Raw genomic sequence first — 18,390 nt, forward strand, 5'->3', positions numbered from 1 at the left:
AGTAGATTAGTGGTCATCATAGAACTTGTGGATGTTCAGCCATGTTATTACAAGATAAATTAGTGCAAATCGTCACCAACCCGCTGCTTTCACCCAAGCAAAAATCCAACTATTTAGCATTAGAAGCGGAAGCCAGTTTGCCCTATATGTCGATATCGCCCGAGGTAAAAGCAGCGATGAATGACGGTATTATTTGCGACATGTTTGAAGGCCATGCGCCATTTAAACCACGCTATGTGTTGCCAGATTATGCCCGCTATCTAAAGCAAGGTTCAGAATATTTAGAGCTTTCACCGGCGCAGGATTTAGATGAAGCCATCAATGCCTTGACCATCCTTTATCATCATGTGCCATCGGTGACCAATATCCCCGTGTATTTAGGTCAGCTGGATGAAATATTAATGCCTTTCATCGAAGGAATGGATGCGGAAGTCCTTTATCGTAAACTTAAACTGTTCTGGATCATGCTCGACAGAACCCTGCCCGACGCCTTTATGCACGTCAATATTGGCCCGACAGACAACATTGTTTGCCGCACCCTACTGCGCATTGATGCCGAGTTAAAACAAGTTGCCCCCAATTTGACCTTTATGTACGACCCCGCCGTCACGCCAGATGATTTGTTGCTGCTTGCGACCACTAATATTTGTCACTGCAGTAAGCCGCATATCGCCAATTATCCTCTGCATGCCAGTGCGTTTGATGAGCACGGTTTTGGGATTGTCAGTTGCTACAATGCCTTGCCGTTAGCGGGCGGCGCCAATACCTTGGTTCGGCTCAATCTTAAAGAGGTCGCGTTAAAGGCCACTTCAATCAGTGATTTTTTTGATGCTGTCTTGCCAAATTACTGCTCACTCACCTTTGAACTTATCGAGGCACGCTCGGCATTTTTGCATCAAGAATCACACTTCTTTGACAGTTTTTTAGTTAAAGAGCAATTGATTGATGAGTCGCGTTTTGCGCCCATGTTTGGCATTTACGGTATGGCGGAAGCCGTGAATATTCTGCAGGCATTAACGGCCAGTGGAGAAGTTAAGTCAGCTAAACACCCTAGATATGGTCATGAAACGGATGCAAATCAGCTGGGCTATCGTATTTCTGCTGCGCTCGATGCCATAGTGAAATCCACACCCGTCGCACATGGTTACCATGGGCGGGCACTACTGCATTCACAGGGCGGTATTAGTATCGACAACGATGTGACTCCTGGCGTTCGCATCCCCTATGGCACTGAACCGAATCCCATCGCCCATATTCAAGCCCTAGCGCAACATCATCAGTATTATACGGCGGGGATTAGTGATATTTTGACTATCGATGAAACCGTAAAATCCAATCCTCAAGCCATGTTCCAACTGTGTAAAGCCGCGCTTGAGTTAGGTTTTAGGGAGTTTACCGCCAATGTCGCCTCTAACGATTTAATGCGCGTGACTGGCTATATGGTAAAACGCTCGGATATTGAAGCATTTAAACAGTGCGGATCGCGTCTCAATACCACAGGCTTAGCCGCAGAAGCTGCGGTTAATACAGGAATATTGCAACGACAAGCACGAGTTATCGCCCATGAGCACTCACCCCTGTGTTGTTAAATGAACCGGCCATAAATAAACAGGCAATAGTCAGTCAGCTATTGCCCTTTTCCTGTGTCGACGGGCCTGGCAGCAGGCTCGTATTATTCCTGCAGGGCTGCAACTATCAATGCAAAAACTGCCATAACCCACATACCATAGGCTTATGTGATGCTTGTGGCGATTGTGTCACCACCTGCCCTGAAAATGCGCTGACATTGATGAGTCTCAGTAATAAGCCTCGCATTCACTGGGATAGTGAGCGTTGTAGCCAATGCGATACTTGTCTTACCGTATGCCCGAAACAAGCGAGCCCTAAGGTCAGTCGTTACACAGTCGAGGAGATACTGACGATTCTCCATAGTCAGCGTCACTTTATTAATGGTATTACCGTGAGCGGCGGCGAAGCGAGCCTACAACTGCCATTTATTCTTGCGTTGTTTAAAGGAATTAAGGCGACAGAGTCGTTATCACACTTAACTTGCATGCTCGACACCAATGGCAGTTTAAGTCTAACGGGATTGCATAAACTGCAGCCCTTTTTAGATGGCGCTATGGTGGATCTTAAAGCGTGGCAGCAAGATACCCATAGGTACATTACCGGTCGTGATAACCATGCCGTGTTCAAATCAATCCAGTTATTGGCTAAACAGCAAAAACTGTATGAGGTGAGATTGCTGCACATTCCGAGCATCACGGATTATGAGGAAGAAATAGACGCACTAGCGACCTATTTACTTCTGCTAGGCCCAGATACGCGAGTTAAGTTAAATGCCTTTCACCATCATGGTGTTGTCGATGAAGCACTCAATTGGCCAAGCTGTAAACAAGCCGATATTGAACGCTTAGCCGCAACCCTTACAAAGCGAGGCGTAACCAATCTCGTGTTACCTTCTATATACCTTTAACGACTGCAAAGCAAAATTTGCTCATAAAGCCAGCGCAGTGCGGGATCTTTCATGCTTTGACTATGCCAAACTAGGCTGTAAGCCACTTTACCATATTCTATAGGCAAAGATTTAATCGTTAAGCCTTGAGCTTGGCTAGCGATGGATGCCCAGCGGCGCGAGCAGGTAAAGAGCAACTCACTGTGATGGCACATTAACGCCGCACTGCCAAAGTCTGGGACCGAAATGGGAACGGCACGTTTTTTAGATTGTTGGGCGAGCAAAATATCAAAAAAAGGCGTGCTCAGATCTGTGTCTGTAATGCCAATATGGCTAAAACTCAGGTAATCATCGAAGCTGATATGCGGCTGTTTAGCCAAGGGATGGGATGAATTCATCAGGCAGATCATTTCATCGCTAAACAAGGTTTCCCACACTAGATCGTCTTGAAGAGGATTAGGTTGACTCAGATCGTGGGGTAACAGCACAAAATCTAATGTACCTTTAAGCAATCCATCAAAACCAATATTGTCTTTGCTGTAAATATCGAGGCGGATATTAGGAGCCAAGCTCAGAATATGGGCACTGAGCTTGGCGGCCAGCAGTTCAAAGGTGCTTTCCCGCATCGCAAGCGAAAAACGCCCCTCAAAATGAGCAGGGTTAAACGCATCCTGACTCATGATCTGATTCATATCATTGATCATCTGCTGCACGCTTGGCCCTAATCGTCTTGCCAGTGGGGTTGCTACCAGTGAGTTGCCGTTACGATAGAACAGTTCATCGTTTAAACTGTCCCTGAGCTGGCTTAAGGTTTTACTGACGGATGAGGGACTTAAACATAAACGTTCGGCACTGGCGGTTACGCTCAGGGTATCGAGCATCACATGCAAAGTGATCAAATGCTTCATACTAATCCGCGAAAGCTTGGCCAAATCCATCGGTGACATCCTATTGATTTATCGTGTACACGCATTTAAAGATACGTTCTTTTAATCATGATAAACAATAGCATACAACTAACCCAGCATCTTATTCAGTAATGCGCGTCAGCTCACAGGCTTTCTCACAGCGAGTGTTCTTGAAGGCATCTGGTCTCAACGTCATCTTGCTTAACGCTATTGTCGATAAATTAAAGCTAACAAAAAAGCGAATGCATTTGAGCATTCGCTTTTGGGATGTCTCACTTGAGATGGCTAACTGATGATCAACATTCAATAAGCATAACGTTGATATTCAGGCAGAAAAGCCTAGACGCTAAGCGTCGCAAGCTAATGAGTGACTCAATACAGCTAAGCCTAGCTATGTTTGTTTGCAAACTCATTCATAAACTTGACCAAAGCAACTACACCATCGAGTGGCATTGCATTATAGAGGCTAGCACGCATACCCCCTACGATACGATGGCCCTTTAAGGCTACGAGTCCAGCTATTTGGGCTTGCTTTAGGAACTCACTATCGAGTGCTTCGTTGACTAATTGGAAAGTCACGTTCATTTGTGAGCGGTTCGCTGCAACAACCCCATTACGGTAGAAAGCATTACCATCAATGCATTGATATAACATCTGCGCTTTTTGTTGATTAATTTTTGCAATACTCGCAATGCCGCCAATGGACTTAAGCCAAGCAAAGACTTCAGCGGCGAGATACCAAGCAAAGGTTGGCGGTGTGTTGAACATAGAGTCATGCTCAACGGCTAAACGATAGTCCATGATGGACGACTGCGGTAAACTCGGCAGTTTTAACATGTCATCGCGCACTATCACTATCGACAGACCCGATGGACCTATGTTCTTTTGTGCGCCAGCGTAAATCAAACCGTAGCGGCTGACGTCGATTTCACGTGACATAATGGTTGACGATAAATCGGCAACAATTGGCCAAGGTGAGTCTAATTCATCAAAAATTTCGATACCATCTACTGTCTCATTAGGGCAATAGTGAACATAGCGATAATCGGCATCAATTTTATGTAAGTCAGGTAAGACAACCGCATTGAGTCCATTGTGTTTTTCAACAATATTCAGACTATCAATCTGCGCTTCACCCACGAGCTTTTGTGCTTCGGCTAACGCGGCAGATGACCATTGGCCACTGACTAAATACAGGGCTCGGCCATGATTACCTAAAAAATTATTCACAACAGCGGAGAACTGTCCACGACCACCGCCGTGCATAAATAGCACATGGTAATTTGTGGGGATCTGCATCAGTTCACGTAAATCGGACTCGGCTTGTTGTGTAAGCGCGATGAACTCTTTACTTCGGTGGCTGATTTCCATCACGGAAACGCCTTGGCCATTCCAATCAAGTAATTCCTGTTGTGCTTTTTTCATTACCGCTGCGGGTAACATTGCAGGTCCAGCACAGAAATTATAAATCGCGCTCACTGACACTCTCCTTAATCCCAACCATGATGTAGGTATTGATAAATACGAAACCATTCTAAAACGAACAATGCTATCAACATCAATGCCATTAAAAAAACGAGCGTCCAATTGGACGCTCGTTAATATGACACTTAATTACTCTTCGTCTTGCTCATCATCAGCAAGTTCGTCTTCATCTTCGTCCAACTCTTCTTCGTCATCCAGCGCTTCTTCAAGCGCCTCGTCGGCTAATTCGCCTTCGATAATGACAGGAACAATCGGTAAACCGTTTTCATCCAGCTCGACTTCATCTTCTTCAGTTTGGATTTCGTCGATACGTTGTAGGCCGACCACTTTCTCGTCGCCCGCAGTACGGATAATCGTTACACCTTGAGTGTTACGGCCAATGATAGACACGCCGCTCGCAGGTGTACGCACTAAGGTACCTTTATCACTGATGAGCATAAGTTCGTCGTTAAGACCGACTTGAACAGCCCCAACAACAGCGCCATTACGTTCGCTCACCTTGATTGAAACCACACCTTTAGTCGCACGGCTCTTCGCAGGATATTCAGACAGTTGCGTCCGTTTACCGTAACCGTTTTCAGTCACAGTCAGAATCGCGCCATCGCCTTTGGGTACAATAAGCGACACGACTTTCTGACCTTCTTCTAAACGGATACCACGAACGCCTGTTGCAGTACGGCCCATAGGACGTAAGGACAAGACTTCTTCACCGGTTTCAGGATCGGTTTTCACTTCGCCAGTTTCAGAATCACGTACTTTCTCACCAAAGCGAACCACTTTACCTTCGTTCGAGAACAACATGATTTCGTCATCACCGTTAGTGATATCGACACCGATCAGTTGGTCACCGTCTTTGAGGTTAACGGCGATAATACCGTTTGCACGTGGATTGCTATAAGCAGTTAGTGCGGTTTTCTTCACAGTACCGTGTGAGGTCGCCATGATGATGTACTTGTCAGCCGCGTATTCACGTACTGGCAGAATCGCAGTAATGCGCTCGCCATCGGATAACGGCAGCAAGTTAACAATTGGACGACCACGGGCTGTACGGCTCGCTAATGGCAGTTGATACACTTTGAGCCAGTACATCTTACCAAAATCAGAGAAGCACAAAATGGTGTCATGGGTATTGGCAACTAACAGCTTCTCGACGAAATCTTCGTCTTTCACTTTGGTGGCCGCTTTACCTTTACCACCACGGCGCTGGGCTTGGTAATCGGTCAACGGTTGATACTTGGCATAACCTAAGTGCGACAGTGTTACTACAACGTCTTCTTCGTTGATCAAGTCTTCAAGACTCATATCGACTTCGTTGGCATTGATCACTGTACGGCGCGCATCACCATATTCTTCAAGGATTTGAACTAATTCTTCCTTGATGACTTCCATCAAACGCTCAGGACTGCGCAAAATAAACAGCAGACCCGCGATAAATTCGAGTAATTCTTCGTATTCGGCGATGATCTTATCGTGTTCAAGACCGGTTAAACGGTGTAAACGCAGTTCCAGAATGGCCTGAGCTTGTTGCTCAGTCAGGAAGTATTGACCGTCACGAATACCATATTGTGGCTCTAACCACTCTGGACGCGCGGCGTCATCGCCCGCTTTTTCCAGCATGCCTTGAACGTGGCCTAATTCCCAACCTTGCTCAACCAATTTCACTTTGGCATCCGCAGGCGTTGGTGAGGCTTTGATCAGTGCAATAATCGGGTCAATGTTAGCCAGTGCAACCGCCAGCGCTTCCAAAATATGGGCACGCTCACGGGCTTTACGCAGTTCAAATACGGTACGACGCGTCACCACTTCACGGCGATGCAGAATAAAGCATTCGAGCATTTCTTTAAGGTTAAACAGTTTAGGCTGCCCATTGGTCAGGGCCACCATGTTAATCCCGAAAGAACACTGCATTTGCGTTTGAGCATAAAGGTTATTTAGTACAACCTCGCCCACTTCACCGCGCTTAATTTCGATAACGATACGCATACCGTCTTTATCAGACTCGTCGCGTAGGCCGCTGATCCCTTCAAGCTTTTTATCTTTAACCAGCTCGGCAATCTTCTCGATTAAACGGGCTTTGTTTACTTGATATGGGATTTCAGTGACGATTATACGCTCACGGCCATTATCTTCGGTTTCCACATCTGCCAGAGCACGCATGATCGCGCGGCCACGGCCAGTTTTATAGGCATCAATAATGCCTTTACGGCCGTTGATAATCGCTGCAGTGGGGAAATCCGGACCTGGAATGTATTCCATCAACTGTTCAATCGACAGTGAAGGCTCTTCAATCAATGCCAAACAGCCTTTCACAACTTCCGTTAGGTTGTGTGGTGGGATGTTGGTTGCCATACCTACCGCAATACCCGATGAACCGTTAATTAACAGGTTAGGTACGCGTGTAGGTAATACAGCTGGGATCTGTTCTGTACCGTCGTAGTTAGGGACGAAATCCACTGTCTCTTTTTCAAGATCAGCTAGTAATTGGTGCGCTAACTTATCCATACGGATTTCGGTATAACGCATTGCCGCCGCTGAGTCACCGTCGACCGAACCGAAGTTACCTTGGCCGTCTACTAAGGTGTAACGCAGTGAGAATGGCTGGGCCATACGGACGATAGTGTCATAAACAGCAGAATCACCATGGGGGTGATATTTACCGATGACGTCACCGACCACACGGGCTGATTTTTTGTAAGGCTTGTTCCAATCGTTCTTCAATTCACTCATGGCAAACAGAACGCGGCGATGAACCGGCTTTAAGCCGTCGCGCACGTCTGGTAATGCACGTCCCACGATAACGCTCATGGCGTAATCAAGGTACGAATTCTTTAGTTCGTCTTCGATATTAATTGGCGAAATAGATGATGCCAGATCAGTCATAAACTGCTCGTTCCCCTGAAAAATAGCTGACAACGTATAATCCGTATCATTGCCTAGCCCAAAAACGTGATTTGGCATTCTAACACAGTTATTTAATGTCGCCAGACCTATCATTATCGAATTGAGAGTCTGGTGGCTTAATAGATGAAAACACTGTCAATTTGGTCGTTTGTGCGATAAACAAGCGTTGAAATTCACGGCTTACGATGAGGAAAAATCGTCAAAGGGATAAAGTAAAAGGTCGATACGGAGCACAACAATTAACATAAAAGCAGATAACTGCTGAAAATTCACTCGACCACAAGGGCTTAGCTCAGTCGAGCACTTTGTTTATCAAACATAGTCGTTATAATAGCCGCACAATACAGCTTCTTCAGGTAATAGCATGCATCAGAATACCAATGTAGACCCACAGGAAATCGCAAAGTTTGAACGTATGGCCGAAACTTGGTGGGATCTCAACGGCGAATTTAAGCCGCTGCATCTATTAAACCCGCTGCGCTTAAACTATATCGATCAAACCGCAGGCGGTATTTTCGGCAAGAAAGTGCTCGATGTCGGCTGTGGTGGCGGCATATTGTCTGAAAGCATGGCCCGCATCGGCGCCGAGGTTGATGGCTTAGATATGGGTGATGAGCCCTTAGAAGTCGCCCGCCTACATGCCCTCGAAACAGGCGTGAGCATTAATTATGTAAAAAATACTGCCGAGGCCCACAGCCAAGATCATCAAGCCTATTACGATGTGGTGACCTGCATGGAAATGCTCGAACATGTACCCGATCCACAATCTGTGATTAAAGCATGCTGTGACATGGTCAAACCCGGTGGTCATGTGTTTTTCTCCACCATCAACCGCAACATTAAATCCTACGTGCACACCATTTTAGGTGCGGAATATTTGCTAAAAATGCTGCCAGTTGGCACCCACGAGCATAAAAAATTCATTAAGCCTTCGGAGCTGATTGAGCTAGTAGATAATACCGATCTTATCTGTACCGATGCCTTAGGGGTAAGCTACAACCCATTGACGGGCATTTTTAAGTACACGCCTAAGGTTGATGTGAATTACATGATAGCGACGCGTAAGGTTGATTAATATGAGTCTGGCACAGATCAAAGGCGTACTGTTCGATCTCGATGGCACCTTAGCCGATACCGCGCCGGATCTGGTGCAAGCCCTCAATTTAAGTCTTCAAGACGTCGGCATCGCCGCGCAGCCGTTAGCGGCCATGCGCTACGCCGCATCCCACGGCAGTTTTGCCTTAGTCGATGCCGCGATCCCTGATGCGGCAGAAGATCTTCGGTCTCAAGTACAGCAAGGGTTGCTCGCCCACTATCAGCGTATAAATGGCGATCATTGTGCGCTATTTACAGGCATAGCAGCATTACTCGATTGGCTCGAGTTAACTCAGCTGCCGTTTGGGGTGATCACCAACAAGCCTGCGCGCTTTACCCGTCCCTTATTGCGAAAACTGAATTTACACTTGCGTATGCCCGTTATCATCAGTGGCGATTCTACAAAACACCCAAAACCCCACACTGCACCTATGCTGTTAGGCGCACAACAACTGAACTGTGCTCCAGAGCACATTTTGTATCTTGGGGATGCCGAGCGAGATCTGCTCGCGGCCAAGGCTGCTGGCATGTTAGGCGGCGTGGCCCTATGGGGTTATCTGGGCGTGAACGACAAGCCGTTGCAATGGCCAGCGCACGCGCATTTTGCGAGCCCAACTGAGCTACATCAAGCACTAATCGAAGCATTGGCTTAACAACATCAACCAAAAACAGCGCCTACAATGCTCACGAATAAGGCATCCAATACGTAACTTCACTGACGAACATCAGTGTGTCAGCATACTATTTATGACCCACGGAAAAAGTCAGGCGGATAAAAGATCGGCACTCGTGAGCGATCGCGATCTAAAGAAAAGGATCGCCTAAAAATCCCCCATGAGTGTGACACGCTAACCTGAAATTGAGCTTCAAGGTTAGTCGTTACTAACGCAAAATTTTATCCTCACGTTATCCACAAGATGTCCCCTGAATTCAGACTTGCAAATAGGGGCAAACCTCACTATCTTGTATCCCATATAATTTAAAACACCATATCTTGTGTATAGGTAACAATCAGACACACTAGAAGCTCGCCGCTTAATTGACTCGTTTTTAACCAGTCAGCTGTATTTAAGGGACGATTATTGATTGTTTTACAAGGATACGTACGGTGATTTTGCTCACCTAAATACATATAAGAACCAAGGCCTATCTCCAAATGAATAGCACTATGACAGTCACAAAACGCTGTGGCGATCGTGAGAATATCGATCTCGAAAAAATACACCGCGTAATTACTTGGGCAGCCAAGGGATTAAAAAACGTTTCTGTTTCTGAAGTTGAACTTCGCTCGCACCTACAGTTTTTCGATGGCATCCCAACCGAAGCTATCCATGAAACCATTATCAAGGCTGCGGCGGATTTAATTTCTCCAGAATCACCAGACTATCAGTTCCTTGCTGCCCGTTTAGCGGTGTTTCATTTGCGTAAGAAGGCCTTCGGTCAGTTCGAGCCGCCCGCATTGTATGCTCACGTGACTAAGTTGGTTGAGCTGGGTAAATACGATCAACACATTTTAAGAGATTACACCCGCGAAGAGCTGGATGTGATGGATACCTATATCGACCACTGGCGCGATATGGATTTTTCCTACGCTGCAGTAAAACAGCTGGAAGGCAAGTATTTAGTTCAAAACCGTGTTACCCACGAAATCTATGAGAGCGCACAGTTCCTTTACATTTTGGTTGCGGCTTGCTTGTTTGCCCGTTATCCAAAAGAGACGCGCCTGAAATACGTTAAAGATTTCTATGACGCGGTATCAACTTTTAAACTGTCGCTGCCAACGCCAATTATGGCCGGTGTGCGCACCCCAACGCGTCAGTTTAGCTCTTGCGTACTGATCGAATGTGGTGACAGCTTAGATTCCATCAACGCGACCGCTTCGTCTATCGTGAAATACGTCAGCCAACGTGCGGGTATCGGTATTAACGCCGGTCGTATTCGCGCCTTAGGTAGCCCAATTCGTGGTGGTGAAGCCTTCCACACAGGTTGCTTACCTTTCTATAAGTATTTCCAAACCGCAGTGAAGTCGTGTTCTCAAGGCGGCGTGCGTGGCGGTGCTGCGACCCTGTTCTACCCTATTTGGCACTTAGAAGTCGAATCTCTGCTGGTATTGAAAAATAACCGCGGCGTCGAAGACAACCGTATCCGTCATTTAGACTACGGTGTGCAGCTGAACAAAGTCATGTATCAACGTCTGATCAAAGGCGAAAACATTAGTTTATTTAGCCCATCTGACGTACCTGGCTTGTACGATGCTTTCTTTGAAGATCAAAACGAATTCGAACGTTTATATGTGCAATATGAGCAAGACAGCAGCATTCGTAAGAAAACCATAAAAGCCGTTGAGCTGTTTTCACTGATGATGCAAGAGCGCGCTTCAACGGGCCGTATCTACATTCAGAACGTGGATCACTGCAACACTCACAGCCCGTTTGATTCAAAAGTCGCGCCGATCAGACAGTCTAACCTGTGTCTTGAAATCGCCCTGCCGACTAAACCATTAAACAACATCGATGATCCAGAAGGTGAAATCGCGCTTTGTACGCTGTCAGCACTTAACTTAGGTTCTATCAAAGAGTTATCTGATATTGAGCCATTAGCCGACCTCGCCGTACGCGCACTGGATAATCTATTGGACTATCAAGATTACCCTATCAAAGCCGCGCAAATCGCCTCGATGAATCGCCGTACCTTAGGCATAGGCGTGATCAACTTCGCTAACTATTTAGCGAAAAACGGCATGAAGTATTCCGATGGTAGTGCGAACGCTTTAACCCACAGAACCTTCGAAGCGATTCAGTACTATTTACTGAAAGCCTCAATGAACTTAGCCAAAGAGCAAGGTGCGTGTCCGTTATTCCACGAGACCACTTACTCTCAAGGTATTTTGCCAATTGATACCTACAAACGTGATTTGGATAAAATTTGTGCCGAACCATTGCACTTAGACTGGGAATCACTGCGTAGCGATATCAAGCAATATGGCCTGCGTAACTCGACGCTGTCGGCATTAATGCCATCAGAAACCTCGTCGCAAATCTCCAATGCGACCAATGGTATTGAGCCACCACGTGGCCTTATCAGCGTGAAATCGAGCAAAGACGGTCAGCTAAAACAAGTGGTACCTGATTTCGATACACTGAAAGATAGCTATGAATTGCTGTGGAAAATGCCAAGCAACGACGGTTACTTACAGTTAGTGGGTATTATGCAGAAATTCGTTGACCAAGCGATTTCTGCTAACACTAACTACGATCCTTCACGTTTTGAAGGCCGTAAAGTACCCATGCAAACCCTGCTGAAAGATTTGCTCAATGCTTACAAGTTAGGTGTTAAAACGCTTTACTACCATAACACTCGCGATGGTGCGTCGGATTCACACGATGACATCACCAATTTAGAGAAAGAAGATGACGGTTGCGCCGGCGGCGCATGTAAAATCTAGTCTTTAACTTTAACGTTAACGGTTTTATAGGGATCCCGATTGAGTGGATCCCTATCCATTGGAAAAATAGCACCATGGCCTACTCTACCTTCTGTCAAACACCTAACGATGCCACCCGTGAACCTATGTTTTTAGGTCAATCGGTCAACGTGGCTCGTTACGATCAACAAAAATATGAAGTGTTCGAAAAACTGATAGAAAAGCAGTTATCTTTCTTTTGGCGCCCGGAAGAAGTAGACGTCAGTCGCGATAAGATTGACTACGGTGCATTGCCTGATCATGAAAAACACATCTTTATTTCGAATCTGAAATACCAAACCCTACTCGACTCGATTCAAGGCCGCTCGCCCAATGTGGCCTTTTTGCCGCTGGTGTCACTGCCTGAATTAGAAACCTGGATTGAGACTTGGTCTTTCTCTGAGACGATTCACTCGCGCTCATACACCCACATCATTCGCAATATTGTTAACGATCCTTCAGTGATCTTCGACGATATCGTCGTGAACAAAGAAATCTTAAGCCGTGCGACCGATATCGCCGCTTATTACGATCATTTGATCCAACTGACTCAGATATTCCATTTACTCGGTGCAGGAACCCATGTCATCGATGGCAAAGAAGTCATAGTAAACACCCGCACCCTGAAAAAAGCCTTGTACCTGTGCATGATGTCAGTCAACGCCCTAGAAGCCATTCGTTTCTATGTTAGCTTCGCCTGCTCATTTGCCTTTGCTGAACGTAAGCTCATGGAAGGTAACGCGAAAATTATTCGCTTAATCGCCCGTGATGAAGCCTTACACTTAAACAGCACTCAGCATATTTTAAGCATCATGCAAGGCGGTAAAGACGATCCAGAAATGGGTGAAATTGCTGCAGAATGCCAACAGGAAGCTTTCGATTTATTCTTCAAAGCCGCAGAGCAAGAAAAAGAATGGGCCAAATACCTGTTCAAAGACGGCTCTATGATAGGTTTGAATGAACAGATCCTGTGCCAATACGTTGAGTTTATTACTAATCAACGCATGAAGTCGGTGAATCTACCGCAACCATACCCAGAAATAACCAATCCATTACCTTGGATGAAAAACTGGTTAGAAAGCGATGCAGTGCAAGTTGCACCACAGGAAGTTGAAGTCTCTTCATACCTTGTCGGCCAAATTGACTCCGCGGTTGATGGTGATGAGTTCCTCGACTTCGATCTATAAGACACTTAAAAGTGACGTTACAAAATGGCATTAAAACAGTGACATCAAAAAAACGGCCACAAAACCTGTTTGCGAAGGCGCCAATCGTGCGCCTTCAAGGTCAACCTGTGTTGCTCTTTACCGAGCAACAAGGCACTTTGCTGCAAGCGCTCGAAGCCAAAAAAGTCAAAATCTTCTCAGAATGTCGCAACGGTTTCTGCGGTGCCTGCAAAACACGCGTCATCAGCGGAAAAGTCAGCTACTTAAACGAACCCTTAGCCGAACTCAAACATGATGAATGTTTACCCTGCTGCTGTGTGCCTACCGAAGATTTAGAGCTGGACTTGTCACCTGAAGGTGCAGCTGTGGTCACCTATGCGTGTCAATCTCATCAGAATAAAGCCAGTTTGGCTAAGCCAAAGCAAACACAAAATGTAGCAAGTGACACATGCACGCAGAAACAGGCAGTGTTTGAAGACTCATAACGGCAAGACTCGATTGTTCAATAAGCTGCTTTAAACAAGATGTGGCGTTAAAACCCAAAATCGCTTTAAAACAAAAATGAGCTTTTAAACAAAGAGTATCTCTTAAACAAAGAGTAGCTTTAAGACAAACAGCCCCTTTCAATACAGCCTTATTCAATCCGCGCCATTAGATACCAAACGTTTTAAAACCCACTATTCTCCCTTCCCTCTATTTACAATGCATTCACACAAAAAAAACTAAAACAACCTAAAACAAAAAAGCCTGAACACAAGTTCAGGCTTTCAGAATCTAACATTGAATACTTAAGATTTAAAACGTAAGTCTTATCGACTTTCTATAAACGCATTGCCAGTTCAGCGCCTTGGCGGATTGCACGCTTAGCATCAAGCTCTGCCGCGACATCTACGCCACCAATCAGATGCACAGGCAGGCCCGTCGCTTTCATCTCATCCACTAACGTGCGATTCGATTCTTGCCCAGCACACAAAACGACGTTATCAACGGCCAGCACTTCAGCGGTTTCACCCACGCGAATATGCAGTCCGGCATCATCAAACTTATCGTAACTCACGCCCGTTTTCATCTTCACATCATGTTGCTTAAGCACAAGACGGTGGATCCAGCCGGTAGTTTTACCTAAGCCCTTGCCCATCTTCGACGTTTTACGTTGCAGTAAAAACACCTTACGATGATCAGTATTGTCGGAATGAGGTTCAGTTAGGCCGCCTGCATGCAGGTAAGTTTTATCTATGCCCCACTGTTGCAGCCATTTATCGGGGTTCAAGGTGCTCGACTGGCGCTCACACAAAAAGTGCGCCATATCGAACCCTATACCGCCAGCGCCAATCAAGGCCACCGTATTACCGACAGTCACTTCACCCGAGAGCACTTTTTGATAATCGACCACCCGTGGGTCGTCAAAACCGGGTAAGACTAAATCACGCGGCACAACGCCTGAGGCGATTACCACTTCATCAAACTTTTCGGTCGCCAGCACACTGGCATCGAGACGAGTGTTTAATCTCAGCTCCACCTTATGCAGCTTAATTTGGTTAATGAAATAACGAATAGTCTCGTTAAACTCTTCTTTCCCAGGGATTTTACGGGCGAGATTAAACTGACCACCCACCTCGGATTTCGCTTCAAACAAAACAACGTCATGGCCACGCATGGCGGCATAGACAGAAAACGCCATGCCCGCAGGGCCTGCACCCATCACCGCAATACGCTTTTTATTTACTGTGGGTAAGAAGTTGATTTCAGTCTCATAACAGGCGCGAGGATTCACTAAGCAAGTTGCGCGCTTGAGGGAAAAAGTATGATCAAGACAAGCTTGGTTGCAGCCAATGCAGGTGTTGATAAGCTCCGGTGTGTTCGCAGCCGCTTTATTCACGAACTCGGGATCGGCGAGGAAAGGCCGCGCCATCGACACCATGTCAGCTTGACCAGAGGCGATAATCTGCTCACCAATCTCAGGGGTGTTAATGCGGTTAGTCGCAATTAAGGGAACGGAAACAGATTGTTTGAGCTTTTCCGTCACCCACGCAAAGGCGCCACGGGGCACGCTTGTCGCAATGGTCGGTACACGCGCTTCATGCCAGCCAATACCGGTATTTAGAATGGACACGCCAGCTTGCTCTAACCACTGCGCCAGTTGTACCACTTCATCCCAAGTCGAACCATTATCCACCAGATCGAGCATGGATAAACGGAAGATAATGATGAAATCTTTACCAACTTTTGCCCGTATCGCGTTAACAATCTCAATCGGGAATTGCGCCCGTTTTTCAAACGCACCACCCCATTCATCGGTGCGGGTGTTGGTGCGCGCACTGACAAACTGATTGATCAAATATCCTTCAGAGCCCATCACCTCAACACCATCGTAACCCGCTTTCTTGGCAAGGGCGGCGGAGCTGGCGTAATCCTTAATGGTCGAGCACACTTGGCGACTAGACATAGCAGACGGCGTAAAAGGTGTAATGGGTGATTTAATCTTGCTCGGTGCTTGGGAAAAAGGATGATAGCCATAACGTCCCGCATGCAAAATTTGCATACAGATCTTACCGCCAGCCTCATGCACCGCCTGCGTTACCACGCGATGCTTACCCACTTGCCAAGGAAAACTCAGCTGACAGGCATGGGGCGTAAGGCGACCACGAAGATTGGGGGAAATACCACCCGTCACAATCAAACCTACACCGCCCAGAGCGCGTTCTTTATAAAACACTGCCAGTTTCTCAAATCCGCCCTTTTCTTCTTCCAAACCTGTATGCATTGAGCCCATAAGCACACGGTTTTTGAGCTGGGTAAATCCCAGATCTAAGGGTTCTAATAAATGGGGAAACGACATTCAAACATCCTTTTAAAACAAGTGATTTAAATCAGCATACCTTGTGTCAAATCTAAGCTCAACCGTTGGATCGAGGCCATCAGTCAAAATCCTTTACAATTGTGTTTAGCCTGTAGCGCCATTTTCAGTTAGCATTGGCAGATTGGACTTATAAAGGAGTGGCAGATGTCCGCTAACCCATCGTTTTTCAAGAGAATATGTTTGTTTATTTGGCACACCCTGAACGGGACACGTAAACTCATCCTCAATCTAATCTTTTTTGGACTCTTAGCCGCGATCATTATCTCCATTGGCAGTAGCGAAGATATCCAAGTTGAAGATAATTCGGCACTGGTGCTTAATTTAGCCGGCTCTATTGTCGATCAGAAACAACAAGTCGATCCCTTAGAAGCCGCATTCAAACAAGGCCAAAATGCCAACGCCGATGGTGAAATCCTACTCGCCGATGTGCTTTATGTCATTGACAATGCAGCGCAAGATCAACGTATTAGCGTACTAGTGCTCGATCTGGTCGATCTTAAACGTGCAGGGATCAGCAAACTACAATCTATCGGAAATGCACTCAATCGCTTTAAAGAGAGCGGTAAAAAAGTCATCGCCATCGGCAACTACTACGAGCAAAATCAATATTTCCTCGCCAGTTTTGCCGACACCATTTACCTCAATCCCCAAGGCGGTGTCTCGCTTGATGGCCTGAGTATGTACAACCAATATTTCAAATCGGCCTTAGAAAAACTCAAAGTCAAAGCGCATATTTTCCGCGTGGGGACCTTTAAATCTGCAGTTGAACCCTACATACGTGACAATATGTCAGATGCTGCGCGGGAAGCCAGTAGTGCACTGTTAGCCGATGTATGGCAAAGCTACACACAAACTGTCGCAGGCAATCGTAATATCGAACCGAATTCTCTGGTGCCCGACGCAACCACTTATTTGGCAGAGCTCGATAAAGCCAATGGCGATTCAGCCACAATGGCAATCAACATGAAATGGGTTGATAACCTAGCGACCACAGAAGATTTTCGTAAAACCATGCTAGAAACCGTAGGAAAAGCCAGCAGTGGTGACAGTTTCAAGCAAGTCAGTTTTTATGATTACTTAACCTTAGTGACACCATTACCCAGCTTTGTAGAGCAAGACAGTGTTGGTATTATTGTGGCAAGTGGCACAATTTTGAACGGCACTCAACCTGCGGGCCAAATTGGCGGCGAAAGCACCGCCGAACTGCTACGTAAGGCACGTTTTGATAAGCACATTAAAGCCTTAGTATTACGTGTTGATAGCCCTGGCGGTAGCGCCTTTGCCTCTGAGCAAATTCGTCAAGAATTACTGGCACTTAAAGCAGCAGGTAAGCCCGTGGTTGTGAGCATGGGCAGTTTAGCCGCATCCGGTGGTTACTGGATTTCAGCCAGTGCCGACTATATCTTCGCAACGCCAACGACGCTCACGGGTTCGATTGGGATCTTTGGTATGATTACTACCTTTGAAGATTCATTGGCCAGTATAGGCGTGCATACCGATGGCGTATCGACCTCAGAATGGGCAGGATTATCAGTTACCCGCACACTTTCCCCCCAGATTGAAGCGATTATCCAACGTCATATTGAACGCGGCTATTCGGACTTTATCTCCCTGGTCGCTAAAGAACGTAAGATGACCATAGAACAAGTCGATAAGATTGCTCAAGGCCGCGTTTGGAGCGGTAAAAAGGCTCTTGAACTTGGCTTAGTCGATGAACTGGGTGATGTAGATGAAGCCATAGCTAAAGCCGCTAAACTCGCGGATATGACGCTATTTGATACCCGCGTCATCGAACAAGAGCTGACACCCGAACAAAAATTCATGCAGCAGATGTTTGCCTCAGTATCGAGTTACCTGCCCGCCTCACTAAGTCAGTCATCGATGTTAGAGCAAATGCTACAACAGTGGACTAGCAGTTTGAAAACGTTAACCTCTTTTGATGATCCAAATAACGTCTACATCTACTGTGATAGTTGCAATATGATGAACTAAATCTGCTAGCGTCTAGGTTGCTGCTCGCAACGTCAAGATGATGACAAAGACAAAGCCCGGATCTC

12 protein-coding genes are annotated in these 18,390 nt (G+C 46.3%); 8 read left to right on the forward strand and 4 right to left on the reverse strand.

Annotated elements, in window-relative coordinates:
* Positions 1-41 precede the first annotated feature (41 nt).
* Positions 42-1,589, forward strand: a complete 1,548-nt coding sequence (locus L5L91_RS08950; protein WP_263161314.1) for a YjjI family glycine radical enzyme — start codon at positions 42-44, stop codon at positions 1,587-1,589.
* A 26-nt stretch (positions 1,590-1,615) separates the two neighbouring features.
* Complete coding sequence (locus L5L91_RS08955) at positions 1,616-2,476, forward strand: YjjW family glycine radical enzyme activase (protein WP_263161424.1); 861 nt, start codon at positions 1,616-1,618, stop codon at positions 2,474-2,476.
* On the opposite strand, the gene L5L91_RS08960 is transcribed toward L5L91_RS08955, so the two are convergent.
* The 3 genes from L5L91_RS08960 to gyrA form a co-directional block, all read right to left on the reverse strand.
* Positions 2,473-3,393 (reverse strand): LysR family transcriptional regulator, encoded by a 921-nt coding sequence (locus L5L91_RS08960; protein ID WP_168827065.1) that lies wholly within the window; start codon positions 3,391-3,393, stop codon positions 2,473-2,475. The two genes, L5L91_RS08955 and L5L91_RS08960, sit on opposite strands and share 4 nt — an antisense overlap.
* A gap of 357 nt (positions 3,394-3,750) precedes the next feature.
* Positions 3,751-4,842, reverse strand: a complete 1,092-nt coding sequence (gene serC, locus L5L91_RS08965) for a 3-phosphoserine/phosphohydroxythreonine transaminase (RefSeq protein WP_131524063.1) — start codon at positions 4,840-4,842, stop codon at positions 3,751-3,753.
* A 135-nt stretch (positions 4,843-4,977) separates the two neighbouring features.
* On the reverse strand, positions 4,978-7,728 hold the full coding sequence (gene gyrA / locus L5L91_RS08970) for a DNA gyrase subunit A (protein WP_028759867.1): 2,751 nt from the start codon (positions 7,726-7,728) through the stop codon (positions 4,978-4,980).
* Between the two features lie 385 nt (positions 7,729-8,113).
* Here gyrA and ubiG point away from each other — a divergent pair, with 385 nt between their 5' ends.
* The 5 genes from ubiG to yfaE all read left to right on the forward strand — a co-directional run bounded on the left by ubiG (position 8,114) and on the right by yfaE (position 13,958).
* Complete coding sequence (gene ubiG, locus L5L91_RS08975) at positions 8,114-8,824, forward strand: bifunctional 2-polyprenyl-6-hydroxyphenol methylase/3-demethylubiquinol 3-O-methyltransferase UbiG (RefSeq protein ID WP_028759866.1); 711 nt, start codon at positions 8,114-8,116, stop codon at positions 8,822-8,824.
* Position 8,825: 1 nt separating this feature from the next.
* Complete coding sequence (locus tag L5L91_RS08980) at positions 8,826-9,497, forward strand: HAD family hydrolase (protein WP_173496880.1); 672 nt, start codon at positions 8,826-8,828, stop codon at positions 9,495-9,497.
* A gap of 503 nt (positions 9,498-10,000) precedes the next feature.
* Positions 10,001-12,289 (forward strand): class 1a ribonucleoside-diphosphate reductase subunit alpha, encoded by a 2,289-nt coding sequence (gene nrdA / locus L5L91_RS08985; RefSeq protein ID WP_219250838.1) that lies wholly within the window; start codon positions 10,001-10,003, stop codon positions 12,287-12,289.
* Positions 12,290-12,363: 74 nt separating this feature from the next.
* On the forward strand, positions 12,364-13,494 hold the full coding sequence (nrdB, locus tag L5L91_RS08990) for a class Ia ribonucleoside-diphosphate reductase subunit beta (RefSeq protein ID WP_028759863.1): 1,131 nt from the start codon (positions 12,364-12,366) through the stop codon (positions 13,492-13,494).
* 38 nt (positions 13,495-13,532) lie between these two features.
* Positions 13,533-13,958 (forward strand): class I ribonucleotide reductase maintenance protein YfaE, encoded by a 426-nt coding sequence (gene yfaE / locus L5L91_RS08995; RefSeq protein ID WP_263161321.1) that lies wholly within the window; start codon positions 13,533-13,535, stop codon positions 13,956-13,958.
* 335 nt (positions 13,959-14,293) lie between these two features.
* Here yfaE and L5L91_RS09000 read toward each other — a convergent pair whose 3' ends face one another.
* Positions 14,294-16,312: an NADPH-dependent 2,4-dienoyl-CoA reductase gene (locus tag L5L91_RS09000; RefSeq protein WP_263236147.1), complete on the reverse strand. Its 2,019-nt coding sequence runs from the start codon at positions 16,310-16,312 to the stop codon at positions 14,294-14,296.
* Between the two features lie 165 nt (positions 16,313-16,477).
* Here L5L91_RS09000 and sppA point away from each other — a divergent pair, with 165 nt between their 5' ends.
* Positions 16,478-18,325 (forward strand): signal peptide peptidase SppA, encoded by a 1,848-nt coding sequence (gene sppA, locus L5L91_RS09005; RefSeq protein WP_263138842.1) that lies wholly within the window; start codon positions 16,478-16,480, stop codon positions 18,323-18,325.
* Positions 18,326-18,390 lie beyond the last annotated feature (65 nt).

The organism is Shewanella sp. SM55, assembly GCF_025654025.1.
Taxonomy (GTDB): Bacteria; Pseudomonadota; Gammaproteobacteria; order Enterobacterales; family Shewanellaceae; genus Shewanella; species Shewanella oncorhynchi.

Coding starts and splice junctions, on each gene's coding strand:
- L5L91_RS08950 (WP_263161314.1), top strand. CDS start 42: ATGTTATTACAAGATAAATTAGTGCAAATCGTCACCAACCCGCTGCTT.
- L5L91_RS08960 (WP_168827065.1), bottom strand. CDS start 3,393: ATGGATTTGGCCAAGCTTTCGCGGATTAGTATGAAGCATTTGATCACT.
- gyrA (WP_028759867.1), bottom strand. CDS start 7,728: ATGACTGATCTGGCATCATCTATTTCGCCAATTAATATCGAAGACGAA.
- ubiG (WP_028759866.1), top strand. CDS start 8,114: ATGCATCAGAATACCAATGTAGACCCACAGGAAATCGCAAAGTTTGAA.
- L5L91_RS08980 (WP_173496880.1), top strand. CDS start 8,826: ATGAGTCTGGCACAGATCAAAGGCGTACTGTTCGATCTCGATGGCACC.
- nrdA (WP_219250838.1), top strand. CDS start 10,001: ATGAATAGCACTATGACAGTCACAAAACGCTGTGGCGATCGTGAGAAT.
- nrdB (WP_028759863.1), top strand. CDS start 12,364: ATGGCCTACTCTACCTTCTGTCAAACACCTAACGATGCCACCCGTGAA.
- L5L91_RS09000 (WP_263236147.1), bottom strand. CDS start 16,312: ATGTCGTTTCCCCATTTATTAGAACCCTTAGATCTGGGATTTACCCAG.
- sppA (WP_263138842.1), top strand. CDS start 16,478: ATGTCCGCTAACCCATCGTTTTTCAAGAGAATATGTTTGTTTATTTGG.